This window comes from Streptomyces sp. NBC_01314 (assembly GCF_041435215.1).
In the GTDB taxonomy this organism is placed as follows: domain Bacteria; phylum Actinomycetota; class Actinomycetes; order Streptomycetales; family Streptomycetaceae; genus Streptomyces.
Genome location: NZ_CP108394.1, coordinates 2,774,648 through 2,800,345, shown reverse-complemented (window position 1 = coordinate 2,800,345; position 25,698 = coordinate 2,774,648). Strand labels below are relative to the sequence as shown.

The 25,698-nt window shown below is 70.0% G+C and carries 22 protein-coding genes and 1 pseudogene; 7 read left to right on the top strand and 16 right to left on the bottom strand.

Annotated elements, in window-relative coordinates; all coding sequences use genetic code 11:
• Positions 1-260 precede the first annotated feature (260 nt).
• From OG622_RS12305 to OG622_RS12280, 6 genes are all read right to left on the bottom strand, one after another.
• Positions 261-1,904 (bottom strand): acyl-CoA dehydrogenase family protein, encoded by a 1,644-nt coding sequence (locus OG622_RS12305; protein WP_371575713.1) that lies wholly within the window; start codon positions 1,902-1,904, stop codon positions 261-263.
• A gap of 114 nt (positions 1,905-2,018) precedes the next feature.
• Complete coding sequence (sbnA, locus tag OG622_RS12300) at positions 2,019-3,029, bottom strand: 2,3-diaminopropionate biosynthesis protein SbnA (RefSeq protein ID WP_371575711.1); 1,011 nt, start codon at positions 3,027-3,029, stop codon at positions 2,019-2,021.
• A 47-nt stretch (positions 3,030-3,076) separates the two neighbouring features.
• Entirely contained in the window at positions 3,077-4,117 is a 1,041-nt protein-coding gene (sbnB, locus tag OG622_RS12295; protein WP_371575709.1) for a 2,3-diaminopropionate biosynthesis protein SbnB, read from the bottom strand.
• A complete protein-coding gene (locus tag OG622_RS12290; protein WP_371575708.1) occupies positions 4,114-5,193 on the bottom strand; it encodes a TauD/TfdA family dioxygenase in 1,080 nt (359 codons plus the stop codon). Before OG622_RS12290 ends, sbnB begins: the two co-directional genes overlap by 4 nt.
• Positions 5,190-7,664, bottom strand: a complete 2,475-nt coding sequence (locus OG622_RS12285) for an amino acid adenylation domain-containing protein (protein ID WP_371575706.1) — start codon at positions 7,662-7,664, stop codon at positions 5,190-5,192. The genes OG622_RS12290 and OG622_RS12285 overlap by 4 nt, the downstream gene beginning before the upstream one ends.
• A 14-nt stretch (positions 7,665-7,678) precedes the next feature.
• Positions 7,679-10,189, bottom strand: coding sequence for a Pls/PosA family non-ribosomal peptide synthetase (locus OG622_RS12280; protein WP_371575703.1), 2,511 nt, complete (start codon positions 10,187-10,189; stop codon positions 7,679-7,681).
• Positions 10,190-10,757: 568 nt separating this feature from the next.
• On the opposite strand from OG622_RS12280, the gene OG622_RS12275 reads away from it, so the two are divergent.
• Both OG622_RS12275 and OG622_RS12270 read left to right on the top strand, forming a co-directional pair.
• Positions 10,758-11,882 carry a YihY/virulence factor BrkB family protein gene (locus OG622_RS12275; RefSeq protein WP_371575702.1) on the top strand — a complete coding sequence of 375 codons (1,125 nt, stop codon included), beginning with the start codon at positions 10,758-10,760 and terminating at the stop codon, positions 11,880-11,882.
• 185 nt (positions 11,883-12,067) lie between these two features.
• Positions 12,068-12,778, top strand: a complete 711-nt coding sequence (locus OG622_RS12270; RefSeq protein WP_371575701.1) for a helix-turn-helix domain-containing protein — start codon at positions 12,068-12,070, stop codon at positions 12,776-12,778.
• A 36-nt stretch (positions 12,779-12,814) separates the two neighbouring features.
• Here the strand turns inward: OG622_RS12270 and OG622_RS12265 are convergent, their stop codons facing one another.
• Positions 12,815-13,219: a VOC family protein gene (locus OG622_RS12265; protein WP_371575700.1), complete on the bottom strand. Its 405-nt coding sequence runs from the start codon at positions 13,217-13,219 to the stop codon at positions 12,815-12,817.
• 190 nt (positions 13,220-13,409) lie between these two features.
• Between OG622_RS12265 and OG622_RS12260 the strand changes: the two genes are divergently transcribed.
• Entirely contained in the window at positions 13,410-14,075 is a 666-nt protein-coding gene (locus OG622_RS12260; protein ID WP_371575698.1) for a hypothetical protein, read from the top strand.
• A 181-nt stretch (positions 14,076-14,256) separates the two neighbouring features.
• Here the strand turns inward: OG622_RS12260 and OG622_RS12255 are convergent, their stop codons facing one another.
• Positions 14,257-16,275 carry a sulfatase gene (locus tag OG622_RS12255; RefSeq protein ID WP_371575696.1) on the bottom strand — a complete coding sequence of 673 codons (2,019 nt, stop codon included), beginning with the start codon at positions 16,273-16,275 and terminating at the stop codon, positions 14,257-14,259.
• 202 nt (positions 16,276-16,477) lie between these two features.
• Positions 16,478-17,518: a LacI family DNA-binding transcriptional regulator gene (locus tag OG622_RS12250; RefSeq protein WP_371584079.1), complete on the bottom strand. Its 1,041-nt coding sequence runs from the start codon at positions 17,516-17,518 to the stop codon at positions 16,478-16,480.
• Between the two features lie 499 nt (positions 17,519-18,017).
• Here OG622_RS12250 and OG622_RS12245 point away from each other — a divergent pair, with 499 nt between their 5' ends.
• On the top strand, positions 18,018-19,409 hold the full coding sequence (locus OG622_RS12245; RefSeq protein WP_371575694.1) for an IS4 family transposase: 1,392 nt from the start codon (positions 18,018-18,020) through the stop codon (positions 19,407-19,409).
• A gap of 68 nt (positions 19,410-19,477) precedes the next feature.
• On the opposite strand, the gene OG622_RS12240 is transcribed toward OG622_RS12245, so the two are convergent.
• From OG622_RS12240 to OG622_RS12220, 5 genes are all read right to left on the bottom strand, one after another.
• The gene (locus OG622_RS12240; RefSeq protein ID WP_371584078.1) at positions 19,478-19,867 is read right to left on the bottom strand and encodes a hypothetical protein; all 390 of its coding nucleotides are present in this window, start codon (positions 19,865-19,867) and stop codon (positions 19,478-19,480) included.
• A gap of 142 nt (positions 19,868-20,009) precedes the next feature.
• The gene (locus OG622_RS12235) at positions 20,010-20,387 is read right to left on the bottom strand and encodes a hypothetical protein (RefSeq protein WP_371575692.1); all 378 of its coding nucleotides are present in this window, start codon (positions 20,385-20,387) and stop codon (positions 20,010-20,012) included.
• A gap of 211 nt (positions 20,388-20,598) precedes the next feature.
• Positions 20,599-20,871, bottom strand: a complete 273-nt coding sequence (locus OG622_RS12230; protein WP_371575691.1) for a hypothetical protein — start codon at positions 20,869-20,871, stop codon at positions 20,599-20,601.
• Positions 20,868-21,134: a hypothetical protein gene (locus OG622_RS12225; protein WP_371575689.1), complete on the bottom strand. Its 267-nt coding sequence runs from the start codon at positions 21,132-21,134 to the stop codon at positions 20,868-20,870. Before OG622_RS12225 ends, OG622_RS12230 begins: the two co-directional genes overlap by 4 nt.
• Complete coding sequence (locus tag OG622_RS12220) at positions 21,131-21,322, bottom strand: hypothetical protein (RefSeq protein ID WP_371575688.1); 192 nt, start codon at positions 21,320-21,322, stop codon at positions 21,131-21,133. Before OG622_RS12220 ends, OG622_RS12225 begins: the two co-directional genes overlap by 4 nt.
• A 338-nt stretch (positions 21,323-21,660) precedes the next feature.
• Here OG622_RS12220 and OG622_RS12215 point away from each other — a divergent pair, with 338 nt between their 5' ends.
• Entirely contained in the window at positions 21,661-22,407 is a 747-nt protein-coding gene (locus OG622_RS12215; RefSeq protein WP_371575686.1) for an XRE family transcriptional regulator, read from the top strand.
• Positions 22,408-22,487: 80 nt separating this feature from the next.
• Here OG622_RS12215 and OG622_RS12210 read toward each other — a convergent pair.
• A pseudogene (locus tag OG622_RS12210) lies at positions 22,488-22,820 on the bottom strand (transposase); the annotation flags it as partial.
• 161 nt (positions 22,821-22,981) lie between these two features.
• Here OG622_RS12210 and OG622_RS12205 point away from each other — a divergent pair.
• Together OG622_RS12205 and OG622_RS12200 are read left to right on the top strand one after the other, a co-directional pair.
• Positions 22,982-23,299, top strand: coding sequence for a hypothetical protein (locus OG622_RS12205; protein ID WP_371575684.1), 318 nt, complete (start codon positions 22,982-22,984; stop codon positions 23,297-23,299).
• A gap of 106 nt (positions 23,300-23,405) precedes the next feature.
• Positions 23,406-23,744, top strand: a complete 339-nt coding sequence (locus OG622_RS12200) for a hypothetical protein (RefSeq protein WP_371575682.1) — start codon at positions 23,406-23,408, stop codon at positions 23,742-23,744.
• A gap of 97 nt (positions 23,745-23,841) precedes the next feature.
• Here OG622_RS12200 and OG622_RS12195 read toward each other — a convergent pair whose 3' ends face one another.
• A complete protein-coding gene (locus OG622_RS12195) occupies positions 23,842-25,665 on the bottom strand; it encodes a family 43 glycosylhydrolase (RefSeq protein WP_371575680.1) in 1,824 nt (607 codons plus the stop codon).
• Between the last annotated feature and the right edge of the window lie 33 nt (positions 25,666-25,698).

The following is a 25,698-nucleotide window of genomic DNA, read 5'->3' as shown; positions in this document are numbered from 1 at the left end:
GAGGGGCACACTCCGGCCACAGAGCGCAGACGAGTTGCAACCCCCTGCAACCCTGGCGGACCGCCGGGCGCTCCTTGACACTTGTTCAACGTCGCCCGGTGCGGCGTATGCGCTCCGCTCGAAGGGGCCAGGGAAGCGGGGGTGGTGCCGTGTCGGCGCGGCATCACCCCCGCGTCGGGCCGGCCGGTCGCACCACTCGAAGAGGACGCCGCACCTGACGGAGGGCGTCCCCCGTCCGCGCCGGTCGGGGCCACCGCTGCTCAAGCCACCGGGCGCGCCCGCTCCACCACCGACGCCAGATCCAGCGTGTGCGGCAGCGTGCCGAAGGCCGTGCCCCAGTCGCCGCCCAGCCGGGAGGCGCAGAACGCGTCGGCGACCGCCGGGGGCGCGTACCGCACGAGGAGCGCGCCCTGCAGGACGAGGGCGAGCCGCTCCACGAGCCGTCGCGCGCGGGCCTCGATACCGTCCAGATCGGCGAGTTCGGTCAGCAGGCCCTTGATCGCGCCGTCGAGCCGGTGATCGGCGCCCCGGGCCCGGCCCACCTCCCGCAAGTAGGCGTCGAACGCCCCCGGTTCGCGCTGGAGTGCGCGCAGCACGTCGAGTGCCTGCACGTTCCCTGCGCCCTCCCAGAGAGAGTTGAGCGGGGACTCGCGCAACAGGCGGGGCATGCCGGACTCCTCGACATAGCCGTTGCCGCCGAGGCACTCGGAGGCCTCCACCACCAGCGGGGCGCAGCGCTTGGTCACCCAGTACTTGGCGACCGGCACCGCGAGCCGCAAGAACGCACGTTCGTTCTCGTCGCCCGCCTCCGCCGCGTCGTACGCCGCGGCCACCCGCAGCGCCAGCGCCGTCGCCGCCTCCGACTCCAGCGCGAGATCCGCGAGCACATTGCGCATCAGCGGCTTGTCGATCAGCCGCCCGCCGAACGCCTCCCGGTACGCGCAGTGGTGCACCGCCTGTGCCACCGCCTGCCGCATCAGCGAGGCCGCGCCCAGCGCGCAGTCCAGCCGGGTGGCCGCCACCATCCCGATGATCGTGCGCACCCCCCGCCCCTCGTCACCGACCCGGCGCGCCCACGTCCCGTCGAACTCGACCTCGGCGGAGGCGTTCGACCGATTGCCCAGCTTCTCCTTGAGCCGCTGGATGCGGAACACGTTCCGCGACCCGTCGGCCAGTACCCGGGGCACCAGGAAACACGTCAGCCCTCCCGGAGCCTGCGCCAGCACGAGGAACCCGTCCGACATCGGCGCCGAGCAGAACCACTTGTGGCCCGTCAGCTCGTACGTCCCGTCCTCGGCCAGCGGCCGCGCCGCGGTGGTGTTGGCGCGTACGTCGCTGCCGCCCTGCTTCTCCGTCATGCCCATCCCGAAGAGGGCGCCGGCCTTCTGGTCGGCGGGCCGCATGTCCCAGTCGTAGAGCGTGGACGTCAGCCGCGGTTCCCACTCGGCGGCGAGCGCCGGGTCCGTGCGCAGGGCGGGTACCGCCGCGTGGGTCATGGACAGCGGGCAGCCGTTGCCGGCCTCGACCTGGGTCCAGACGACGAACGCGGCGGCCCGCCGCACATGCCCGCCTCGCCGCGTCCAGGCCGCCGTCAGCCCCGCCGAGACCCCCTTGCCGAGCAGCCTGTGCCACGACGGATGGAACTCCACCTCGTCCACCCGGTTCCCGTACCGGTCGTACGCCCGCAGCTTCGGCGGATTCTCGTTCGCCAGCCGCCCCCACTCCTGCACCTGCGCGGAGCCCGCCGTACGCCCGAACCCCGACAGCTCCTCCCGTGCCTCGTCCAGCACCTCCGGCGCCAGATGCCGCTCGACCGCCTCCGTGAGGACCTGGTCGGCGGCGAAGACGTCGTAGTCCACCAGGGGCGGAGCCTGGTTGGTCACTTCATGGGTGCTGGCTGCCATGACAGGAACCTACCCGTCGGCCTCGCGTCGTCACGGCGACGCTCACCGGCGTCCGGCGGGCAGGAGTCCGGCGCCGGACCGGAACCGTCCGGCGCCGCACTCGCGGATGCCGGCTCAGACGGGCGCCGCCAGCTCGCCCGTCCCCACGTCGCCCGTTCCGAACTCCTCCTCCGGGTCCAGTACGGCCTCCCCGTACTGCTCCAGCGGCCAGCCCGGCCGGTAGACGGTGTCGAGGTAGCGCTCCCCGAGGTCCGGGGAGATCGCCACCGCCGTGGTCTCGGGAGAGCCGTTGCGGGACAGCCACTCGGTGGCGCCGCTGACGACCGTGCCGGTGGAGCCCCCGAAGAGGAAGCCGCGCCGGGCCATGCGGTGGCAGGCCCGTACGGTGTCGGGCTCCTCCACCCGGACGACGTCGTCCACGTAGGACGCGTCGAGCAGCGCGGGGGTCACACTCGTGCCGAGACCCGGGATCATCCGGCGGCCCGGCGCCCCGCCGAACGCGACCGAACCGACGCTGTCCACGGCGACGATCCGCACCCGGCGCCGCCGCTCCCAGAACCACTGGGCGCAGCCCATCAGCGTCCCCGAGGTGCCGACCCCCACGAACAGCACGTCCAGACGCGGGAACTGCCGGGCGACGGCGGGCGCGGTGGTGCGGTAGTGCGCCTGCCAGTTCGCCTGATTGGTGTACTGGTCGAGCCACACGTACCGCTGGTCGGTGGCGCACAGCGCGCGGACGTACGCGATCCGGGCGCCGAGGAAACCGCCGTGCGGGTCGGGCTCGGAGATGACGTGCACCCGGCTGCCCAGCGCCTCGATCATGCGCCGGGTCTGTGGATTGCACCGGGAATCGGTCACACACACGAACCGGTAGCCCCGGCTCGCCGCGATCATGCTCAGCGCGACGCCCAGATTGCCGGACGACGACTCCACGAGCGTCGAGCCCGGCCCGATACGTCCCTCCCGTTCGGCGGCCCGCACCATCTCGGACGCGGCCTTGAGCTTGATCGAGCCGGCGAAGTTGAAGCCCTCGCACTTCAGGAAGAGCCTGTGTCCGACGACCTGTCGCAGATCGACGTACAGCTCCTCCTCGTTGAAGTCCGTGGGAACGGATATGACTGGCACTGCGGCCCCCCTGGTTGTGCAATGTCGTACTCGCCGTGCCCCGCGGGTCAGCCGTGGCGGCGCAGCTCGTGGAAGAAGTCGTCCACGACCCGCAGTCCGCCGGAGCGGGCCACTTCGTCGTGAACACGACCGCCGACCGCGAGGTCGAGGACCCCGAGGCCGAAGGGCGAGAAGACCACCGGACGGTCCGCCGGCACGGTCGCCCGGCCGGTGAGGACGTCGTGGAGCGTTCCGTCGAGGAAGTCCCGTGCGCCGGTGAGCTGTTCGGTCAGGTGCGGTGACGTGTTCGCCTTGAGGCAGTGCTCGACGTCGTCGACGAAGTTGGCCGACGCGAGCAGCACCTCGGGCGCGAGATCGCGCAGCGACACGTGCAGCACCAGTGGGTTGTGGGCGAACCACTTCGGTTCACGGATGTGCGGCTCGCCCGCGATCGTCGCGAAGACCACCAGGTCACTCGCCCGGATCACGTCCTCGGCGCTGTCGTACACGGTCGCCCGCCCGCCCGCCCCGGACCGCTCCAGATACCCCCGGAACCCGGTCGCGCTGTCCGCGGACAGGTCGTGCACCCCCACCTCCTCGAACTCGAATCCGGTCGCCGCGAGGAACGTGTGGATGTACCGGGCGATCAGACCCGTGCCGAGGAAGCCCACCCGCGCCGGACGCGGCGCCGCGCGGCGCGCGCTCAGCCGGTCGGCCGCCAGCGCCGCCGACGCGGCCGTCCGCGTGGCGCTGATGATGGAGGCCTCCAGACACGCGAACGGATACCCGGTGGTGTGATCGTTGAGGATCAGCACGGCGGAGGCGCGCGGCAGCCCGCCCGCCGTGTTCTCCGGGAAGCTGGAGACCCATTTCAACCCGTCCACCTGGAACTTCCCGCCCAGCGAGGCGGGCAGCGCGATGATCCGCGAGGACGGACGGTCGGGGAAACGGAGGAAGTACGACGGCGGATTGACCGTGTCGCCCGTGTCGCCGTCCCCGTGCAACAGGTAGGCGGACTCGACCAGTTCGACGATCTCCCGTTCCCGGCCCCGCAGGGCCTGTTGCACCTGGGCGCCGGAGATCACGGCGAAACCCGGAACCTCGGTCATGTGAAGCTCACCTCGTCCTTCGAGTCGCAGTCCCGTGTGCCGCGGCCGGTCGGCCGTACCGGGTCGGCCAGGCCCACCAGCACCTCGCGCGGCCCCTCGTAGGGCTCACGGCTGTGGGCGGAGCGGATGTTGTCGACAAGGAGCAGGTCACCGGAGCGCCACGGTTCACGGACGGTGTGCGCCTCGTAGATCGCGTTGAGCGTCTCGACGACGTCGGCGCCGATCGGATCGCCGTCGCCGTAGCGGGTGTTGAAGGGCAGTCCCTCGGCCCCGTACATGTCCACCAGGTACTCGCGCACCTCGGCGTCCATGGTCCACTCGTTGAGGAACGCGATCTGGTTGAACCAGCAGCGACGGCCGGTCACCGGATGCCGGAGCACCGCGGCGCGCCGCTGTCGGGTGTGCAGGGAGCCGTCGGGCCGCCAGGCGAACTCGATGGCGTGCGCCCGGCAGTAGGCCTCGACGACGGTCCGGTCGTCGGTGCCGAACGCCTCGGCGACCGACGCGCCGATCTCGTCGTTGTACGAGCGGGTCAGCAGCCAGCCGTCCCGTTCGAACCGTTTGGTCAACTCGGGCGGCAGCGCGGCCAGTACGGCCTCCGCGTCGGCGACGCCGGTCGCCCCGCCCCGCCCGGGGGCTTCGAGGCAGGCGAAGAGCATCAGCCCGGGGAACTCCTGCGTGTAGCTCAACTCGTGGTGCATGCACATCGGTTGGTTCGACGGCCAGGCCGTCGACGAGTACACGCCTTCGCCGTACGTCGGCCGGGGCGCGAAGGCCTCCTTCTCGACCATCAGCGTGTCGGTCAACCCGCGGAAGACCGCTCCGACTTCGGCCGCGTCCCGCAGCCCGAGACCGCGCACGAGGACCGCACCGTGCTCGGCGACGACGGCACGCAGGGCGTCCCGCTGTCCGGCCGCCCAGTCGGAGGCGGGTTCGGCGGGGGAGACGGTGAGGAGTGGGGGCCTGCCCGGTGATGTCTCGATGCCCGGCAGGAGCGGGGGAGCCGAGGACGACGGGGGCGTCGCCGTGTCCTTCCGGCGGCGCCCGGCAGCGCGGCGGCGGCTGAGGAAGCTCACGACGACCTCCCCGCGGTGCCGGCGACGGTGTGCGCGACGGCCCTCGTGTCGATCAGTCCGGCCAGCTCGGACAGGACCGGATGCGCGGTCACGTCCTTGGGGGACACCGCCCGCTCCAGCGCGATCGCGAGCTTCACCGCCGACAGCGAGGTGCCGCCCCGGTCGAAGAAGTGGTCGTGCCGGCCGATCCGGGCCCGTGGCACCCCGAGCACCCCGGCCCACGCGGCAGCCAGCCGCTCCTCGGTCGGCGTCGCCGGCGGCTCGCCCGACCCGCTCTCCGCCGCGTCGAGTTCCTCGGCCAGCGTCGTCAGCGTCCGCCGGTCGATCTTGCCGTTGCCGGTCAGCGGCAGACTCTCGCGCCAGTGGAACACCGACGGCACCATGTACGCCGGCAGCGAGGCCGCCAGCCGGTCCCGCAGCTCCTCGACCGCGATCGGCCGGCCGGAGTGGAAGGCGACCAGACGCGCACCCCCGGCGACCACCACCGCGCCGTCCCGCACACCCGCCACCTTGAGCAGCGTGTTCTCCACCTCGCCGATCTCGATGCGGAAGCCGCGCACCTTGACCTGGGTGTCCCGGCGGCCGAGGAACTCCAGCTTGCCGTCGGGCCGCCAGCGCCCGTGGTCCCCGCTGCGGTAGAGCCGCTCGCCGGGCCGGTACGGGTCGCCGGTGAACGCCCGCGCGGTGCGCTCGGGATCGTTGACGTATCCCCGCCCGACGCACACCCCGGAGAAGACGATCTCCCCCGGCGCGCCCAGCGGCACGAGGCGGAGATGCTCGTCGACGACGTACACGCGGACGTTGCGCACGGGACGGCCCAGGGGCACCCGGCCCCCCTCGGGAGCCCGGTCCATCACCTCGTGGTTGGTGTCGTCCGAGGTCTCGGTCAGCCCGTAGGCGTTGACCAGGGGTGTCCCCGGTCCGGTGGCGAACCAGCGCTCCGCCAGCTCCTTCTTCAGCGCCTCCCCGGTGACCGACACCCGGCGCAGCTCGGGCAGTTCCCGGGGGTGCCGCTCCAGATGGGCGAGGACCGCCTCCAGGTACGACGGCACGACCTGGACCACGTTCACTCGGCCGTCGGCGATCCGGTCGACGAACCGTCCGACGTCCAGGATCACCTCCTGCTCCACGAGCAACGTCCGCCCGCCGGCCAGCGGCGCGGCCAGCAGTTGCCACAGGGAGATGTCGAAGCACTGGGGCGCGGTCTGTGCGACCACGTCGCCCTCGCCGATGCCGAGGTCGTCGAGTTTGGCGAGGAGGTGGTTGAGCATCCCGGCGTGCTCGCACATCGCGCCCTTGGGCTCGCCCGTGGAACCGGACGTGAAGTAGATGTACGCGAGCCGGTCCGGCGCGATCTCCATACCGAGGTCGGAGTCCGGGTGGGCCTCGTCGTACGCGTCCTCGACGAGCAGCCGCTGCGTCCCGGGCAGCGTGGACAGGGCCCGGTCCAGCGTGGCCGTGCTGCCCCGCTCGGTGAGTACCAGCTCGCACCCGGCGTGGGCGAGCGTGGTGGCGATGCGCTCGGCGGGGAAGTGCGGCTCCACGGGCAGATAGGCGCCGCCCGCCTTGAACACCGCGAGGACGGCCGCCATCCAGTCGAGGTTCCGCTCGGTCACCACCGCGACGACGCCCTCGTGGCCGAGGCCCCGGACCAGCAGGGCCCGACTGAGCTGGTTGGCACGGGAGTTGAGCTCGCGGTAGGTCCAGCTCCGGTCGCCGTGGACGGCCGCGACCGCGTCCGGGTGGGCCACGACCCGCTGCTCGAACAGCTCGTGCACCCGGCGGTCGGGCAGTTCGTGGTGCGGCCCGGCCAACCCGTCCAGCTGGTGACGGAGTTCGTCGTCCGACACCAGACTCCGCCGCCCGTGCCCGGCGTCCGGTTCGGTGGCCAGCAGAGTGAGGGCGGTGACGTGGTACCCGGCGATCCGGGCCGCGCCATCCTCGTCGAGCACGTCCGTGCGGTACCGCAGCCGCAGCGCCGGACCGTCGTCGCGGTGCACCAGCCCCACCCGCAGGACGACGTCCTCGCCGAGGTCGCCGTCGCCCCCGCTCGTGTCGAGCACCGTCTCGAACGGTGGCTCGGTGAGACCGAGTTCGTGCCGCAGGGCGGCCACCGGGAACGCGGCGTGCGTCAGCAGCTCCGCGGTGACCCGGTGGGTGTGCTCCAGCAGTGCGCGCCAGGTGCCGCCGGGCGCGGCGGTGAGCCGGCACGGCAGCATGCGGCCGTCCTCCACCCAGCCGGTGGTGATCTCGCCCTCGCCCGACAGCGCGGCGAGCACCTTCGCATGGGCGGCGAGCAGCGCGGCCGTACCGTCAGTGGCGGTCGACAACCCCTCCGGGAGCGCCACTTCGCAGGCGGCCACCCCCTTCGCCGGATCGGTGCTCCACCGCGGAACCACGGTCCGCCCCCCGGCGGTGAGCACCTCGTGCCAGTACTTCCGGGCAGCGTCGCCCGACTCCGACCGATCCATTTCTTTCCCCCGATTCACCGTGATCCGCTGTTCTCCGTCGCCGGGTTCCCGCCCCAGCGCGCGTGCGGCGGCACCTCCTCGCCCTTCATCAGGAAGGAGTCGGGCGCGAGCACGGCCCCCTCGCCCAGCACGACGCCGTAGTGGACGAACGCCTGGACCTCCAGCGTGCTGCCGGCGCCGATCGTGACGTGGTCGGACTTGAAGGTGCCGTCCTCCTGCGAATGTGCCTGGATCTTGCTGCCGGCCGCGAGCGTGCAGTCGTCCCCGACGGCCGTCAGCGTCCGCTCGGTGATGAACACCCCGTCGTCGAAGACCCGGCGCCCGATCCGCACCCCCAGCAGCCGCCAGACGAGGCTCTTGTACGGGGTGCCGTTGAGCACCTCCAGGTGTTTGTCCGGCAGCTTCCACAGCCGTTCCTGCCGCCAGAAGACGGGGTCGTAGATGGAGCACAACCGTGGCCGCAGCGGCCGGAAGCGGGTCAGGGACCGTTCCACCAGCGCGTAGTAGAGGACGGTGAACACCAGCGCCGTCAGGGGCAGCGCGGCGAGCGCGAGCAGTCCCGCGATGCCGTCCCCGTGCCCGTACAGGTCGAAGGCCGTGAAGCCGAGCACGGTCAGCGCGAAGGTGTGCAGCCAGCGCAGGAACAGGAACAGTCCCATCGAGCGCAGGTTGAAGCGGTTCTTGGCGGCGAGCCGCCGGCGCAGTTCCTCGCCCTCGCGCAGATGGTCGAAGCGGCTGTCGCGCTCCACCGAGCGGGGGATCTCGAAGGGCGGCGAGCCGAGCAGCCCGACCCCTTCGCGGATCTCGCCGTCGAGCGGGACCAGGACCTTGGTGGCCAGCAGACAGTTCTCGCCGGTCCGGCCGCCGATCGGGTAGGCGATGAGATTGCCCAGGAAGTTGTGCCCGCCGATCACCGTCCGGGACACCCGGAACGACGTGGCGGAGTAGTCCGCGTTCATGACCGACAGCCCGTCCGCGACCATCGTGCCGCTGCCGACCTTCACCAGGTACGGCGTCTCGTGCTGCACCGCGGTGCCGAAGTTGGACCCGGTCTGGTCGACGCGTGAGAGGTCGTACCCGAGGGCCTTGAGGCAGGGGACGATGTACGAACTGTCGCCGCACAGCCATGTGAAGAACCTGAGGTTGGTCAGGCGGGCGATCGCGCGGTGCACCGAGTAGTGGAAGCCGTACAGCGGATAGGTGACGTCCGGTTTCACCAGCGGGCGCAGCAGCCGCGGCACGGCGAACACGACGACGGCTCCGAGGACGATCGAGCCGGCGAACAGCGCGAGCGACAGGGCCGTCGCCTCGATGTAGAAGCGCGCCGAGGAGATGTGCCGCGACGCCGGGTCGAGCAGGGTGTCCAGTTCGGGCGCCGCGATGAGCAGCAGATAGGAGCCGCCGACGGTCAGCGGCACGTACAGCAGGAATGTCTGGAGCAGGGTGGCCAGCCCGTATCCGGCCCGCCGGAGTGTGTGGCACGGGAGCGGGGCTACTCGGATGTGGTCCACGTCCGTGCGCCGGGCCGGTGAGCCGTGCCAACGCTCCGAGGCCGGGACCGACTCGTCGGCGCGCAGCGCGGAGGAGTGGCCGAGCTGGGATCCGTCGCCCATGGCGGTGCCGATGTCGAGGACGGTGTGCTCGCCGACGAAGACGTCCCGGCCGAGGGTCACCGGGCCGGTGCGGATGCGCCCGGCGCGCGCCCGGTAGCAGAGGAAGGAGGAGTCCTTGCGGATCACCGTGCCCGCGCCGATCGTCAGCAGGTCGGCGCAGACCGGGACGGTGTGGCTGAGGATCGTGACGCCCGGTCCGATGCGGGCGCCGAGGGCACGCAGGAACAGCACGTACAGCGGGTTGCCGACGAACAGGATCATCGGACTGGTGCGCAGCAGTGCCTTGACGATCCAGAACCGCAGATACGCCGGGCCCCACACGGGAAACTCCACGGGCTTCCACCGCCCGATCAGCAGCCACTTGGCGGCGATCGGCAGGGTGCACAGGGCGAGGAAGGCGAGCGCGCCGAAGCCGGCCGACCGCAGGTAGATCTCGGCGAGTCCCGAGGCGTCCGCCACCCACTCGTACCCCTGTACGTATCCAGAGGTGGCGAGCAGGCAGAAGCCGGCGAAAAGGAGCAACTGCAGGGCCCCGCACAGGGCGTATCGGAAGGTACTGCCCGGGGGTGCGGGCTCGGCGGGCACCGGCGGGGCGGCCGGCGGTCCCGGCGCCTCGGTCAACGCGGTGGCGAGGCGACGGACCGTGGGGTGGCCGTAGACGTCCCGGATGGACACCGACGGCAGATCGGGGTGCTTCCGGACGCGGGCACAGAAATGCGCCATCGTCAGCGAGTTGGCACCGAGGTCGTCGAAGAAATTGCTTTCTGCGGGCACGTGTTCGACGCGTGCGACGTCGGCCAAAAGTTCGGCCAGTAGTTGTTCGGTGGCGGTGTACGATTCCGCTGCTTCCGGCTCGGCCCCCTGGACCTCGCCCGGTTCTTCCACCACGGGTCGTGGCGCTGGCAATGTCATTGAATTTCTCCGCGACAGGTATTGCGATGGAAGGCGCCCGGGGGTGAACGGGACGGCGCGCGGAATGACAGAATGAGGGGGGAGTTGCGGGAACGGAAAGCGGTGACGTGTGTGGCGGAATTGATTCAGGCCTGGTCAGGGCCGAGGTGAATCCCCTGGCGTGCGCTGTGCCGGCACCTGGTTCGGGTGGGCCCAGCGGAATGCAATCCGGATTCTTTCGGTACATTCGGGAACGGGTCAAGGGGGGCCGGGTTATTGACGCTTTCCCGCCCCTGTGCCGACCTCTTCCGATCTGTCGGACCCGAGCCCGGCCGGCTCTTCAACGGGGAACTTTCCAAAAAGACGGTACAAACACGCTTGAACGTTCCGCTTCCGGCCCCTCATTGATTCGGCCAGCAAGTTCATGACAGAAAAGGCGACTCGGAATCACCTTTGGTTTCTCCTGGGTTTCCCTTTGTTTTCTGCCCCGTGACGCGACCGGAGGGAAGTGTGCGCCGCATGCGGACCCGGTCGCGGCCGACGGCACCGGGAGGTGAGGGCGGCACGCGCAGGCGGATACCTTTAGGGCGTGCAGCCAGCAAGTCAGTCACCCCCACCGTCCGAGAGCCCCCATGGGCGTCTCCACCGCGCGCGTGCCCTCTACCGGGACGTGTCCAAGCGCAGGACCGCCTGGCTGCTCCTGAAGGACACCGTCAACTCCTGCATCGAGTACCGCATCCTGGGCCTCGCGGCCGAGGCGGCGTTCTTCACGCTGCTCTCGGTGCCGCCGCTGCTGCTCAGCATGATCGGCCTGCTCGGCTACGTCGACGACTGGACCGGCGCCGACACCATCGCCAGCCTGGAGCTCAACCTCCTGGAGGCCTCGCGCACCGTCCTGTCCGAGAAGGGCGTCGCGCAGATCGCGCAGCCGATCCTGGACGACGTGATGAAGGGCGGTCGCCCCGACGTCATCTCCATAGGCTTCCTGTTCGCCCTGTGGTCCGGGTCCCGCGCGGTGAACGTCTTCATCGACACCATCACCGTCATGTACGGCCTCGACGGCGTCCGCGGCATCGTCAAGACCCGCCTCATGGCGTTCCTGCTCTTCATCGTGGGCCTGCTGATCGGCTCGATCGCCCTGCCGCTGATGGTCGCGGGGCCCGACGCCGTCGTGCGGATGGTCCCGTGGTCGACGACCGTGGTGCAGGTCCTCTACTGGCCCGTCGTGATCGTCCTGTCCATCGTCTTCCTGACAACGCTCTACCACGTGTCAGTACCGGTCCGTTCCCCCTGGGTCGAGGACGTACCGGGCGCCCTCGTGGCCCTCGGCATGTGGGTCCTGGGCAGCTTCCTGCTCCGCATCTACCTCACCAGCACGGTCGAGGGAGCGACGATCTACGGCTCTCTCGCCGCCGCCGTCGCCGTGCTCCTCTGGATCGGCGTGGGCGCCTTCGCCGTCCTTGTCGGCGCCGCCGTCAACGCCGCCATCGACCGCGTCTGGCCCGCCGCGGCCACCGCCGCCGCCCGCGCCGCCAACGAGCGCCTCCGGGAGGAACAGGCCGCCGAGTACGTCGCCCGCGCCGCCGCCGCCCGCTCCCACGACCCCGAAGACCCCGACATGCCCTCCGAGTTCCCGGAACGCTGGTCCCGCTTCCTGCCACCGGAGGACGTGACGTCGAGGCTGCGGTCGCCGGTGAAGAAGGGGGACGAGTAGGGCGCCCCTGGGGGGCGCGCCCTGAAGGGGCGCGGCGAGCGGTGCCTTGTCGGCCGCTGGGCGATCGCGCGCTGTTGGGGCTTCTGATCTCTGCGGACCGCGGGTTGGGTGTGGTTGCTGGAGCACTTCCCCGCGCCTCTGAGGGGTGCGGCAGGGCCCGGAGGCCACGGGCGTAGCCTTCTTGTGTGTATGCGGAGAGGGCGTCCCGGCTGGGTGGTGGGGCCGTCGTGTGGACGAACGAGCCCGGGGGCCCGGTCGGGTCCGGCTCCGGCTCCGGCTCCGAGAGGGTTCTGCCCGACGGGTGCATGGACCTGTTGTGGAACGACGGGCGGCTGATGGTCGCCGGGCCGGACACACGGGCGTACGTCACCGAAGGGGCTCCGAGCAGTTGGGCCGGCCTTCGGTTCTATCCGGGGACCGCGCCCGCCTTTCTCGGTGTGCCCGCGCACGAGTTGCGCGACCGGCGCGTGGAGCTGGGCGATCTGTGGTCCCCGGCGGTCGTGCGGCGGCTCACCGCCCGGGTGAACGCGGCGGGTGATCCGGCGAGCGGGCTCGAAGAGTTGGTCCTGGACCGGGCGGCCGGGACCGGGCGGCCCGATCCGGTACTGAGGCAGGTCGTCGCCGCCCTCGACGCGGGCCGGCCGGTCGCGGCGACCGCCGACGAACTCGGCCTCGGAGTACGGCAGTTGCACCGCAGATCACTCGCCGCGTTCGGGTACGGTCCCAAGACGCTGGCCCGGGTGCTGCGGCTGCAACGGGCGCTCGCGCTCGCCCGGGACGGGGTGCCCTTCGCCGAGACGGCGGCCCGGACCGGGTACGCCGACCAGGCACATCTGGCGCGTGACGTACGGGAGTTGGCGGGGCTGCCGCTCGGCGAGCTCCTCGGCGGACGGTAGCGGCGGCAGGGGGTCCCGGCGGTGGTGGCGGGAAGGCTACCCGGCGGTGGGCGTCGGCAGTGGGGCGAAGAGGTCGACGCCGTTGCCGTCGGGGTCGAGGATCACGGCGTACCGCTGGCCCCACTCCGCGTCCCACGGCTTGAGTTCGCCGTGGTACCCGGCGTTCACCAACTCCTCGTACACCGCGTCGACTTCGGCCGGACCGTCGCACAGCAGGGCCAGCCCGGCGCCACCGCCCGTCCCCCGGCGGTACCCGGGGTGGAAGGAGCGGACGGTCTCCTCGGTGTCGAGCAGCAGCCGCAGCCCGCCGGGCAGTCGGGCCTCGGCGTGCGGCTGGTTCTCGGCACCATCCGGGAAGGCGAAACCGAGCCGGCGGTAGAAGGTGACGGAGGCGGCCATGTCCGAGGCCACCATGCCGATCGCATCGAGTCGTGGAGTCATACGGCCACCGTAGGCGGACCGTCGTGGACCGGTCTTGAAGGAATCGGACACGGACCTCGGACCGATGTGAGACCCGTCCCCGGCGCCTCGGTAGCCCCCGTGGCGCGAAGGGAACCGCGTGAGTAAGCGCTCTCGCGGGAACGGACTCTTTCGCTCACCTGTGGAACAACTGTGCGGCAGGATATGGGACATGCACATGCCCCGTACCGCGCGTGTTCTGCTGCCCCTGGCGGTGCTGCCGTTGCTGCTCACGGCCTGCGGGACCGAGAAGGTCGTGGTCGCGGGCCGCGAGCCCCTGGTGCCGGCCCCCGACCGGGCGGAGCTCCATGCCCGGGCCGAGGCGCTGGGCCTCGCGCCGGGACTGGTCTATGTCACCGAGTCCCCCGGATTCACGCTGGCCCGGCAGTCGGTGGGCGTGTACGGCGCCGACGGCTTCTCCGCCGCCTACTGGTCCCGGAAGAACAGCGCCCAGCTCCTGCTCCTCGTCGACCGCGGCACGATGACCGCCGGGAGCTGCCCCGAGCGGCCGCTCGGCCAGGGCACCGGCGGGCCGGTCGGCTGTGAGCGCGACGGGGACGCCTGGTACCGCACCTCGGCGGGACAGCACGAGTACGCCGTGCCGGAGGGCGGACACCTCGTCCGGATCAGCGCGGCCACGGCCGCGGTCGACCGCGACGTCCTGCGGGCCGCCGCCCTCGCCGCCCACCGCCCCACCGACGCCGAACTCGCCGCCCTCCTCCCGCCCTGCCACCACGACAGGCCGCCGCACCCGCACGACGGCATGCCGACCGAACGCGGCGATCTGCCCCCGGTGGGCGACGGAGCACCCGACAACGAGGTGGGCACGTCGGGTTGAGCCACCGCACCGCCGAACACCGCCGCATCGCTGCACCGGCGCACATGGAACGGTCCAAGAGTGTGATGCGCCGGGGTGCGGACCTGCGGCACGGACTGCCGCGGCACGGACTGCCGCAGGGCGGACTGCCGCGGGGCGGATCAGCCGACCGATCCGCCCCGCGCGCATACATGACCGACGATCAGGACGTGCCGCCCGGCTGCTGCGGGCCGAACGCCGTCATGAAGCGGTCGCGGAACTTGTCCATCCGCCACACCGGAGTGCTGTCGGCGGGCTTGAGACCGTCCGTCCAGCCCCAGTCGGAGATCTTCTTCAGTACCTCGGGGTCCTGGGCGACGATCGAGACCGGCACGTCGTGGCTGGGATCGTCGCCGGTGACCGTCTTGTTGGGCTGGTGGTCGCCGAGGAAGATCAGGACGGTGTCCTTGGACCCGTACTTCGCGACGTAGTCGACGAGGCTGGTCACCGAGTACTGGATCGACTTGCGGTACTCGTCCCGAACCGCCAAGGGGTCCTTCCAGACCTCCGTGGGGTCCTTGCCCTCGGCCTTCTGCAGCGAGTGGTAGACCGACCCGTCGCCGACCTGGTCCTCGGGGATCGTGCTCGGGATGGGCGCCCACGGGTTGTGGCTGGAGGTCAGGATGATCTCCGCCATCATCGGCTCGCGGTCCTTCTTGCCGTGCTCCAGCTCCTCGAAGGCCTTCAGCGTGTACTGGTCGGGCATGGTCGACCAGCTGAACTTCGGGCCCTTGTAACCGAGTTGGTCGGAGTCGTAGATGTGGTCCAGGCCGAAGTACTTGCCTTCCGGCCAGGCCATCTGGGTGCCCGGCACGATACCGACCGTGCGCCAGGCGCCGGTACGGCGGAACGCCTCGGTGAGGGTGAGACGGTCGCTCGCCACGAGGTTGGAGTAACGCGACTGGTTCTTGATCCACAAACCGGACAGGAACGTGGAGTGCCCCAGCCAGCTGCCGGCGCCCGTGATGGGGGAGCGCAGCCAGCCGCTCTGCGACGCGTACCCGGCGTCCTTCAGCTCCTGCGTCTTCTGCGCGAGCGTCGCAGTGAGCGGCTCACCCATCCGCGGGTCGTCGATCGCGGAGCGGCCGTAGCTCTCGATGAACGTGATCAGTACGTCCTTGCCCCGCAGCCCCGTCAGCAACTGGTCGGGCGGTACGTCGGCGAAGGCGTCCACCGCGGCCTGCTTGCGGAACGCCTCCCCGTCCTTCAGCCCTTCGCCCACCGACTCGATCCGGTTCTCCACGAGCGTCGCCGCGCTGTGCGAGGCCACCGGTACGTCCGACACCTCCAGCGTCAGTGTCGAGCAGGTGATCCACACGGTCCCGAGGACGAGCAGCGTACGGCCAGCCGTGTGCCGGTGGCGCACCATCACCCGGCTGATCCGTACGACCGCGAGCGTCATCAGCACCGGCAACGCCAGCGCCAGCACGATCACCCCGACCGTCGCGGCCAGCGCGGCCGCGCCGCCGAGCGAGTCCTTCATGAACGACTGCGCGTCGTCCAGCAGGATCCAGTCGAGCACCAGGTCGAACGGGCGGTCCAGGGTCCAGTACGACCCCATGTCCAGCACCTTGACGATCGTCAGCAGCCCGAGCAGTACTCCGACCACCACCACCGCCACGCGCCGCGCCTTCGCCGGCAGCACGAGCAGCAGCCCCGCCACGAGGATTCCCTCGGCCGGGATCCGCAGGAAACGTCCGAACCCGATGTTGGTGACGTCGTTCGGCACGAGCAGCGCGAACATGACGAGCGCGACGGCCAGCCCACTCACGCCCCAGGCGACGGCCCGCGCGGCCCGGGGGTGCCTGACGCGCCAGCCGGAGGGTGCGGCCGGGGACTCGGTGGAGGGTTCGGCGGAGGGCCCGGCAGGGGATTCCTCCTCTGCGTTAAGCCCCGACGCCGACGCCGACGCCGACGCCGACGCCGACGCCGATGCCGATGCCGACGCCGATTCTGATTTCTCGGGCTCAGCCTTGGCCTCGGGCGCTGTATCTGCTTCTGCCTTGGCGTCTGTTTCTGCCTTGGCCTCTGGGTTGGTCTTGGCTTCGGCCTCTGGCTCCGCTCCCGTGTCCGGCGAACTCTCTTCCGGCGTCGGCTCCGGTGGGGCGGCTTCCGCCGGGGTCTTGTCGTCGTCCGGTGCCGGTGTCGGTCCCGGAAGCTGCGGAGAGCGTATGTGCGACAACCCGAAGGTCCTTCCCTGTGGAGCATGTGGAGCTCAGTGCTGGTGGAGCGGAGTGGGCCGGGCGCGGCGGGACCGCCGGAACACCCGATGGGTCATTGCTATGCGTACGGTGTCACGACGCCAACCGTTCACCTGTGCTCAGGGTCTTCGCAACCACTTGACCGAACCAAAACGCACCCGTCACCCACCCGCCCCCACCTGCTCAGGCCGAGCGCGGCGCCCCCGTACTGGCCCGTTCCACCAGCCGCGTCGACAACTCGGTGCGTGTGCCCTCCGGTTGGTCGCCCTCCATCATCCGCACCAGCAGCCGGAGCGCGGTCTGGGCCATCTCCGAGAGCGGCTGGCGGACGGTGGTGAGGCCGGGAGTCGCCCAGCGGGCCTCGGGAAGGTCGTCGAAGCCGACCACACTGATGTCGTCCGGCACCCGCAGCCCCCGCTCGGCCAGCGCCTCGTACACACCGAGGGCCATCTTGTCCGAACAGACGAACACGGCGGTCGGCGGCTCGGGGAGGTTGAGGAGCTCGAGCATACGGTGGCGGGCGGTGGCCTCCATGAAGTTGCCGTATCGGACGTACTCCGGCCGGTACGGGATTTTCGCGGCCGTCAGCGCCGAGCGGTAACCCGCCACCCGGGCGCTGCTGCACATCTTGCGCCGGTACCCGGCGATCACCGCGATCCGCTCGTGCCCCAGGGTCAGCAGATGGTCGGCGGCGGTCATCCCGCCCTGCCAGTTGGCCGCGCCCACCGACACCACGCCGGGCGGCGGTTCCAGGACCGGGTCGATGAGCACGAACGGGATGCGGTGCTGGGTGAGCCAGGAGTACTGGGCAGGGGACAGCTCGGCCAGGTTGAACAGCACGCCCGCCGAGCCCCGGGCGGTCAGCTTGTCGAACCAGCCGCGTTCGGGGCGGGCGCCCCGGGTACGGGTCAGGCCGGCCGAGACCACCACCTCCAGGCCGGCGTCGTGGGCGGCCTGTTCGACACCGTGCAGTACCGCGCCCGACCAGGAGCTCTCCAGTGAGTGCACCACCAGGTCGACCATGCGCGGCGGCTTCAACGCCTCGAACCGGGGTCTGCGGACATAGCCGAGCCGGTCCAACGCCTCGGTGACCCGACGCCTGGTCTCCGGGGCCACGTCCTCCCGGCCGTTGACCACCTTGGAGGCGGTCGGTACCGAGACCCCGGCCTCGCGCGCCACCACCGCCAGCGTCGGCCCGGCCGTCGCGCTCCCGCCACGCACCATCGCGACTCCACCTCTCATGGCCCCGTCCCGAGGGCCGGTGAAATTTTCGAACAGCGTCGCTCGCACGTCGGAAGCCCGTACCGCGTAGCAAGCGCTTCCTACGGTAAGCCCAACTCAACACGGCGGGAAGAAGCAGGGATTCACAGGACCGCACTGGCCAAAACTTTCGAAACTTCGAACAAGGGGGTCCCGGTCGGCGGCCGGCGAGCCGGACCGGCCGACCACGGCCCGGGACGATCCCGCAGCGGGCCGGCCATGCCCCGAGGCGAGCGGACTACCACGTCAGAGCTGACCAGGGCAGTTCTGTGTCGGGTCTGCCGGATCCAGTGCCCTGAGCCAATTCCGCATGATCCCGTGCTCCTTCCCATGGCCCCCTGGTGGCGCAGGCACCCATTGAACCGTGCCTGCTACCCCTGGGGGCATGAGAGGCCAATGCAGTTGCTTTTGAGCTGCGTAGATCGTTGCCCCGCTTGTGACGGGGTGGGGTGCGGGCCAGCAGGTGCGGATCGGGATCCTGACGAAAGCGTTCACCGCCGAGCTGGTGGACGCAGCGATAGCCAAGCACGACCGGGCCGAGCGGCGGCGCCGTCTTCTGCCGGCTCGGCTGGTCGTGTACTTCGTCCTGGCCCTGTGTCTGTTCGCCCGGGAGTCGTACGAGGAGGTGCTGCGGGTGCTGACCAGCGGTATCCCGGGCAGCCGGACCCTCGTGCGGGTGAACCGGTCGTCGTTGTGCCGGGCTCGCGCCCGTCTCGGCGAGGACGTGCTGGAGACCGTGTTCCGCCAGGTGGCTGGCCCGCTCGCCACTGCGGCCACGCCCGGCGCGTGGTGGCGGGGACTGCGGCTCCTCGCCCTGGACGGCACCCAGTTCGATCTCCCGGATTCGACGAGCAACGGCGACACCTTCGACGGCCCCTCCACCACCGGCGGCGTCCCCTTCGGATTCCCCCAGGCCAGAGCAGTGGTCCTCGCGGAGATCGGAACGCACGGAGTCCTGGATGCCCGCCTTGGCGGCTACCGCGACGGCGAGCGCAGCCTCGCCTACCCGCTGGCCAGCTCCACCGGCCCCGGCGACCTGGTCATCGCCGACCGCGGCTTCTGGTCGGTCGAGTTCGCGCACGTCTTCACCGTGGCGGGCGCGGATCTACTGGTCAGGCTCCAGTCCAACCACCTCGGAACCATCCAGGAAGAACTTCCGGACGGCTCGTACCTGTCGATGGCGCGGCTGGGAAAGGATGTCCGGCTCCGAGCCGCGCGAGAGGGCCGAACGCTGCCCAAGCACGTGATCTACCGAGTCATCACCTTCGCCAAAGGCGACAAGGTCGCCTACCTGGGCACGACACTGCTGGATCCCGAGCAGTACCCGGCCGCCGAGCTGGTCGCGCTCTACCGGGAACGCTGGGAGATCGAGCTCGCATTCGACGAGATCAAGAACCACCTCGGCCCAGGCGGCCCGATCAGGTCGCGGACGCCGGAAGGCGCCCGGCAGGAACTGTGGGCCTGCCTCGCGGTCCACCATGCGATCCGCCAGTTCGCCCACACAGCCGCCCTTGCCCGGCCGGCCGTGGACACCGACCGTGTCTCCTACCTGAAGTGCGTCCGTATCGTCCGCCGCAGCATCCCTTCCCAGCTCGGAGCGACCGCCACCAAGCTCCCCCGTTCCTTCGCCGAGGCCGGCCGGGAGGCACGTGCACGCCTCCTCCCGGCCCGGCGCAGCCGGGACTGCCTACGCGCGATCAAGAAGCCGAACCGCTGGCTCGTGCTGAGGACTCGCGCCAGACGCGGCACTGTGCAACCCGGCCGCTGGGCGCACAACCAGACCTCGAAGCCGAAGAGCACCCGCAGGGCCGGGAGGCCGGTGCTCAAGGGGGCGCAAGCCCCGACGTCGCCCTAGATGATCAATTCCAAGGGACGCCTGCGGAGGGTGCGGGGCGGGCGGCGGCCGAAGCCATCGCAAGACGGTCAGGCGTCAGGGTCGACTTCGGGGTGCGTGAACCGCACGGGCTTGCCCAACGACCGGGCGTAGGCGATTTCGGCTCGGGTGCTGTCTCCGATGTAGTCGCCGACTACGAGTACCTCATCAGCGAGCCGGATCTTCGCCCGGTGCAGATCGTCGAGTCGAACCTTCAGCGTCTCGGCCTCGACAGGATCGGACCAAAGTTTGTGCGGCGACTTCATGTCACAGCCCGGTTTGACGACAATCTTTCCGGCTTTGGTCTCCCGAAGATCGGCCTCGTTCATCTCGGTCATGAAGCGGGTGGAGCCGCAGATCACGACGATACGCGGGAGGCTCAACAGCTTCTTCGCGTCGGCGAGCTTCTCCTCGGGGGTGAGCAGTTGCGGGTATGACACTGGTTCCTCCTGGTGGTGTGGTCCAAGGGGTGCCTGCGGAGACGAGAACGAGGGTGTCCAAGATCGTGTGGTGACGAACGACGACATGCTGAAGGAGCATCCCGACCTGGCGCTATGGCGCCCGCCGGTCGGCATTACGCCCCTAGATGTCGGCGCCTGTCATACGCCCATCAGTCACTGCGGCGGCAATCAGTACCACGAGGTTGTCGGTCCAGCAATCGGACTCTTTCGTCGCTACCTCAACGCCGCATCCTCCGCAGACGACGTTGGGCCCGTGTTGGCCGGCGAGCCCGCAGCAACCACTGACACGCTGCGGGTCGGGGTGAAGCACTGTCCCGGGAACATCGTCCGGGTGGAAGATCAGAAGGCTGCCATCGAAGTTGGTCTTGAAGGTCCCCAGAGCCATCCGAGGCGGAACGACCTCGTGGCCCGGCGGCCGCTCGGGACCCCTCACTGGTTCCCCCGACACCACTTCGCTGGTCACGGGCTGCTGACAGTTGGCACAGCGGAACATGGTCATGCCGTCATTCTCTTGGGCTGCATGGGGCGCTACGAGGCCGGGACGCAAAGGCAACTGCATTGGCATGAGAGGCCCCCGACTGCGGCCGAAGCGTGCGCAGTCGGGGGCGCTACCCGCACCGGACAGGGGAGGCTGGTACGGGGGCGAGCGTGCCTCCCCTGCACCTCGCGGCGCCCTGGAAGCGGCAGTCATCGGGTTTGGTACCGCGGCTTCAGGAGGCCTGCGCTTCCTTTTCGCGGTAGGGGTTGTCCCCTGCCGGAGTCACGCGCCAGAACGTCTCTGCCCTGGCCTTGAACTGCCGATGGCCGGGGTTCAGGCCGGTGTGCTTGAGCGCCCAGACCTCTCCGGGCAAGCGCTCGTTGTGCGTGGGCGCCGATGCTGCGCCGCAGGACATGCACACCACGGAGTAGATGCCCTCCGGGGTGTCGCCGCCCGTGTCCCTCCCCAGTGTCCATTCGGCCGCTGTGATGATCGAGCGAGTCACAGCGACCCCCTGTCGGTCCGCCGCGCGTCGGCAGGCTCGACCGTGCTTTCACTACGGCACTCGGGCGCGGACGGAGGTGCAGGGTGGCCGTCGAGGGCGCGGCACAGGGAGGCGTGCAGGTGTTCGGCGTCGACCAGGGAGAGCAGAAGTTCGGCGTCCGTCGTGTGCTCCCCGTTGCGGGACAGCCGCAACGGAACGGCCACACGGCCGTCGCTGGTGCGGTCCACACGGCTTCCCGGCGTGCGTTCGATTCCCCAGCTCATGAAGCCCTCCCGATCCGAGCCAGGCGGTACGCGCCCCACAGTTCCCGTCCGGTCGCGCACCCGTCCTGGGCCTCGGGCTTGCCCTTGCAGCCGTCGCACTTCCTCGTGTGCTCGAACCACAGGCGGTAGTCGCGCAGCATGGGCAGTTCGCCAGTGCGCACGCGCGACTCGACCCTTCCCGCACTCATCGGCTTACCTCCGTCGCGCGAGTCTGTGAGGGGTCGATCAGGCGTGAGTGCGCCACCTGGGCGCGGTGGAGCGTGCTGGGCTGCCACAGCCCTGGCGGTAGGGCTCTCACCCGTTCGAATGCTTGTGGTACGAAGGCCATCGTCGGCGCTCCTCAACAGCGTTGGCCGTGCCCCCGGCCGTTCCAGCGGTGCGGGGGTCTCTTGCGTCTGACCATGTTGCCGACCCGTGGGGGACGTACTTGCCCAGGTACAGCGACAGTCGGGAGGTCTCGGCGGTAGCGTGTGAGAACGCCCAAACGTCCCCGGGGGAAGCATTGAACACGGCGTTAAGATCAGCTATGGAGACAGCCGGTTTCTCATCACGGCAACTCGCAGCCCGTGTGGGCGTTTCCGGCAAGACTGTTGAACGATGGGTGGCAGACGCTGCACTCATCCCGCACGCCAGAAACCGGGAAGACGCCTGCACGGCGCTGGGAGTTGACGAAGAAATGATCTGGCCGAAAGCGGTAAAGGATCGAATCAAAACCGGCGGCGACCGGGAAATGATCCGTTCCTACCCGTACCGGTCTGCCTGCCCTTCCACGGTGTGGGGCGAGTCGGTCGCCAACGCCACGGACGAACTGTTCTTCGCGGGATACACGAACTATTTTCTGTGGCTTGATCAGCCTGCGTTCGTCGAGACCGTGCGCAAGAAACTCCATAGCGGCTGCCGAGTGCGTTTCCTCCTCGGTGACCCCGACGGCGAAGTAACCCGCAATCGGGAAGCGCTGGAAGATGTAGCCCTATCGGTGTCTACGCGCATCCGCATCACTCTTGAACACCTCGGCAAGCTAGGTGCACATGAAGGGCTGGAGACGCGCTTCTCTGCGCCGGACGATGCCGTGAACCACGTATCCCTGTCCGTTTTCCGCTTCGACAGCGAAGCGCTGGTCACTCCACACCTTGCCCGGCTGGTCGGTCATGATTCGCCACTCCTGCATCTCCGAAAGCATGACAGTGGCGGATTGTTCGACCGGTTCGCCGAGCACGCCGAGGAGTTGTGGACCCGAGGCATTCAGGTAGACCTTACGACTACGTCGCCCTAAAGCGTGTTGCAGAACGCCGCTGGTAGGCAGTCCGAGCTGGCCTGTTGGGTGTCTGGTCATGCGGCGAGGGCGAGATTGTGCATGCGGGCGAAGGCGTGCTCCACGCGAGCCCGTACCTGCTTGTGGGATTTTACGGGCGCCTCTTTCCAAGCGGGGAGTTCCTCGCCTTTGCGGCGCCGGTGTGGCATCACTAGGCCGGTCCCCGGATAGCCGCCGTCCGCGATCGTCGTATCCGTACCTACGGCGTCTCTCGCGCCGGAATCCGTCCATGCCTTGCAGCCATTGCGGTTCCCGGCCGGCGGTCGGCCGACCAGAACGACGAGCCGGGTGTCGGCATCAATGACGACCTGGTGGTTGGTGGAGTACCGGTAGGTCTTCGACTGCTCGGCGATGCTGCGGTCACGAGTGGGCACTCGGTGATCACACCAGCCACTGCGGGATCATCTCAGTTGCGGACGTCTCGGGTTCCGGCCGATCCTTTGCGCACTCGACGAACAAGGGGAGGGTGACGTGGGGCTGATTCTGTTCCCGGCAGACGGAGAAACGAGCAGTCCGGACGCCGCCTGGTCCTACAGTGGCTTCGCAGCATTCCGGCGACGGCTGGCCCAGGCCGAGGGGTTCGTTCGCTCTCTCCGAGATGTGGGGCTTCGGCGGGGAGCGCCCCTGGCGCAATGTCTCCACCGCACCCGAACCACTCCTCTATCGCCCGGATGACGGCGGCGGCGAACTCTCGTCCACCGAGTGCGCCACGATCCTGACCCGGCTGCAGGCGATCACCGAACAATGGCAGGAGAGGACTGGCTGCCCACTCCTCCAGCACCACCTCCATGACGCCCGACAACTAGCGGTCGTCCTACGGCTCTGCGCCGACGTCGACCTCCTCTTCCTCTGACGTCCAGCAGACAGGTGCCGGCCCTCACACCCCCGCGGTAACGGGACAGTCGGCTGAGCGGGAAACTCGCGAGACTCCGACGCGGCGGCTGTGGAAGCCTGCGGACATGCCAGAGTTGCGCGATCATGCAGGCATTCACTACGCCATCCAGTTTCACTACGCCTTGCCGGACGACGCGTGGTGTGTGGAGCTGAGCGAGGCCGTACCGGCGCCGGCCGCGTGGGCTGAGATTCCCCACGCGGAGACGCACCTGCCTGGAGCCGCCTTCCTGGTGGCGGTGATCCCCGACGAGGATCCGGACCTGGAGCCAACCGTCCACATCCATAGCTACGACGAGCATGTCATCCCCTACGAGATCATGCGCTGGTTCATGGAGCATGTGGCCGAGCAGGTTGAACGCTGCCGCATTGCGTTCGAGCAGGGGGAACCTGCAGCAGTGGAATGATCACGCAGTCACTGGTGCGATCACGGCGTCGGAGCCCTCCTGGACAGCCCCGTGCACCGTGCTGGGCCCGCGCCAGTTCGGAATTCTCCTCGCCCCCTCACTCCTCCTCGCACACCAGCCGAAACCCCCTGAAGTCCGCTGTGAATTCCGCGGCGACGAGGTCCTGGGCGTGGATGCCGGCCAGGGTGCCGGTGAAGCGGAGCTTGGAGCCGTAGTCGTCGGAGAGGTGGGTGAAGTCCAGGGGCGGTCCAACGGGGGTGCGTATGCCGTCGTGGAGGTACCAGAAGCGGGCCTCCGCTCCGTCGACGTTCGCTCCCAGGGTGACCGGATGCTCCGGTTCGACCTCGACGACGGCCACCTGCCGGGCCCCGTCCTCGTCGCGTTCGAGGAGGCTGAGGACGGTACGGCCCCGGCCCCGCCACTGCTGGCCGCGCTGTGGCTCGCCCTCGGGTTCGGCCCAGGTCAGGTCGAGGGAGAGGTAGGAGGAGGTGTTGTACCGGAGGGTCAGCCCGGCGGCCTCGCCGAAGGTACGCGGCCGGGCCTCGACGGTGACCTCGACCTCCGCCCGGTGCTCGGTGATCCGCTGCGCCAGCAGACTCTGCTCCCACAGCGATTCGGGACCCTGCCGACCACGCAGCCGGATCCAGCCGGGGCGGACGGCCGGATCGGCCCAGGAAGCGTCCGGCTCGGCACGCAGACTGCTCCACGGCCAGGCCATTGTGCCCTCGTTTGCGGAGGACGAGATGGGCGAGGGGGAGGAGAGGGGTGAGGGGGACGTAGCGAGCGCAGCAGGCGTAACGGACACGGTGGCCGACTCCGTCACGGCTGACGAGCCGGTGGCAGTCGGCCCAGTCGGCCAGGCGCCCGCCGTCGGCGCTGCGATCGCGTCGGCTGCCACCGGTGCGGTAGGCCCGGCGGCGGCAGCCGGCGGGAGCATGGAGGCGCCGACGGCCACCGGCGCCGCATGTCCGGCCGTGACCGCCGTCGGCACGGTCGGCACCTCCACCTTCACCGCCGGATGCCAACCCCCCTGCCGCAACCGGGGCCAGCCCTCCGCATCCCAGATCACCGCCTGGACGGCGGTCTCCCGGCCCAAGGGGCAGCGGATGCCGTGTTCGGTGTGCAGGGGGCGGGCCGTGAGGTGGCTGAGGAACCACTCGCCGGTCGGTGTCTGGACCAGTTCGGCGTGCCCGGCCTTCTGCAACGGGACCTTCGGGTCGTCCCGCGTGGTCAGCAGGGGCAGGTCGTCGAGTTCGTACGGGCCGGTCAGTGTGCGGCTGCGCGCCACCCGCACTCCGTGTTCGACACCGGTGCCGCCCTCGGCGAGGACCAGGTAGTGCCAGCTGTCGTGGACCAGGAGCTTGGGGCCCTCGATCAGCTGGTCGTGCTGGAGCAGCAGGTGGGTGTCGCCGAGCGGGCGCAGGGTGGAGCGGTCCAACTCGGTCAGGACGATTCCGGCGAAGCGCCTGCCGCCCGGACGGTGGTCGCTCTGCATGTTGAGTAGCCAGAGCCGCCCCTCGTGGTGGAACAGGGCGGGGTCGAAGCCGTGGCTCGCCACGCGGTGTGGAGCGGTCCAAGCGCCGTCCACCGCCGGGGCCGTACTGACATACGTGTCCAGGTCGAAGTAGCGTGTGCCGACCGACCGCACGATCGTGTAGACGACCCAGAAGCGTTCGCCGTCCCAGCTCAGCGACGGAGCCCAGATGCCGCCCGAGTCGGGCACCCCGTTCAGTGAGCCCTCCGGGGCCGCGCCGCGCACATGACCGGCGTACTCCCAGTTCGCCAGATCCCTGGACCGGTGCAAGGGAATCGTCGGGAACCACTCGAACGAACTGGTCGCCATGTAGTACCACTCGCCGACCCTGATCAGCGAGGGGTCGGGGGCGAAGCCGCGGATGACCGGGTTGTGGGCCACGGTCACGAGTGAACTCCCGGTGCTTCCAGAGGGACGGAC

Coding starts and splice junctions, on each gene's coding strand:
- OG622_RS12305 (WP_371575713.1), bottom strand. CDS start 1,904: ATGGCAGCCAGCACCCATGAAGTGACCAACCAGGCTCCGCCCCTGGTG.
- sbnB (WP_371575709.1), bottom strand. CDS start 4,117: ATGACCGAGGTTCCGGGTTTCGCCGTGATCTCCGGCGCCCAGGTGCAA.
- OG622_RS12285 (WP_371575706.1), bottom strand. CDS start 7,664: ATGGATCGGTCGGAGTCGGGCGACGCTGCCCGGAAGTACTGGCACGAG.
- OG622_RS12280 (WP_371575703.1), bottom strand. CDS start 10,189: ATGACATTGCCAGCGCCACGACCCGTGGTGGAAGAACCGGGCGAGGTC.
- OG622_RS12265 (WP_371575700.1), bottom strand. CDS start 13,219: ATGACTCCACGACTCGATGCGATCGGCATGGTGGCCTCGGACATGGCC.
- OG622_RS12260 (WP_371575698.1), top strand. CDS start 13,410: ATGCACATGCCCCGTACCGCGCGTGTTCTGCTGCCCCTGGCGGTGCTG.
- OG622_RS12250 (WP_371584079.1), bottom strand. CDS start 17,518: ATGGTGCGTGGCGGGAGCGCGACGGCCGGGCCGACGCTGGCGGTGGTG.
- OG622_RS12235 (WP_371575692.1), bottom strand. CDS start 20,387: ATGACCATGTTCCGCTGTGCCAACTGTCAGCAGCCCGTGACCAGCGAA.
- OG622_RS12225 (WP_371575689.1), bottom strand. CDS start 21,134: ATGAGCTGGGGAATCGAACGCACGCCGGGAAGCCGTGTGGACCGCACC.
- OG622_RS12220 (WP_371575688.1), bottom strand. CDS start 21,322: ATGAGTGCGGGAAGGGTCGAGTCGCGCGTGCGCACTGGCGAACTGCCC.
- OG622_RS12215 (WP_371575686.1), top strand. CDS start 21,661: ATGGAGACAGCCGGTTTCTCATCACGGCAACTCGCAGCCCGTGTGGGC.
- OG622_RS12200 (WP_371575682.1), top strand. CDS start 23,406: ATGCCAGAGTTGCGCGATCATGCAGGCATTCACTACGCCATCCAGTTT.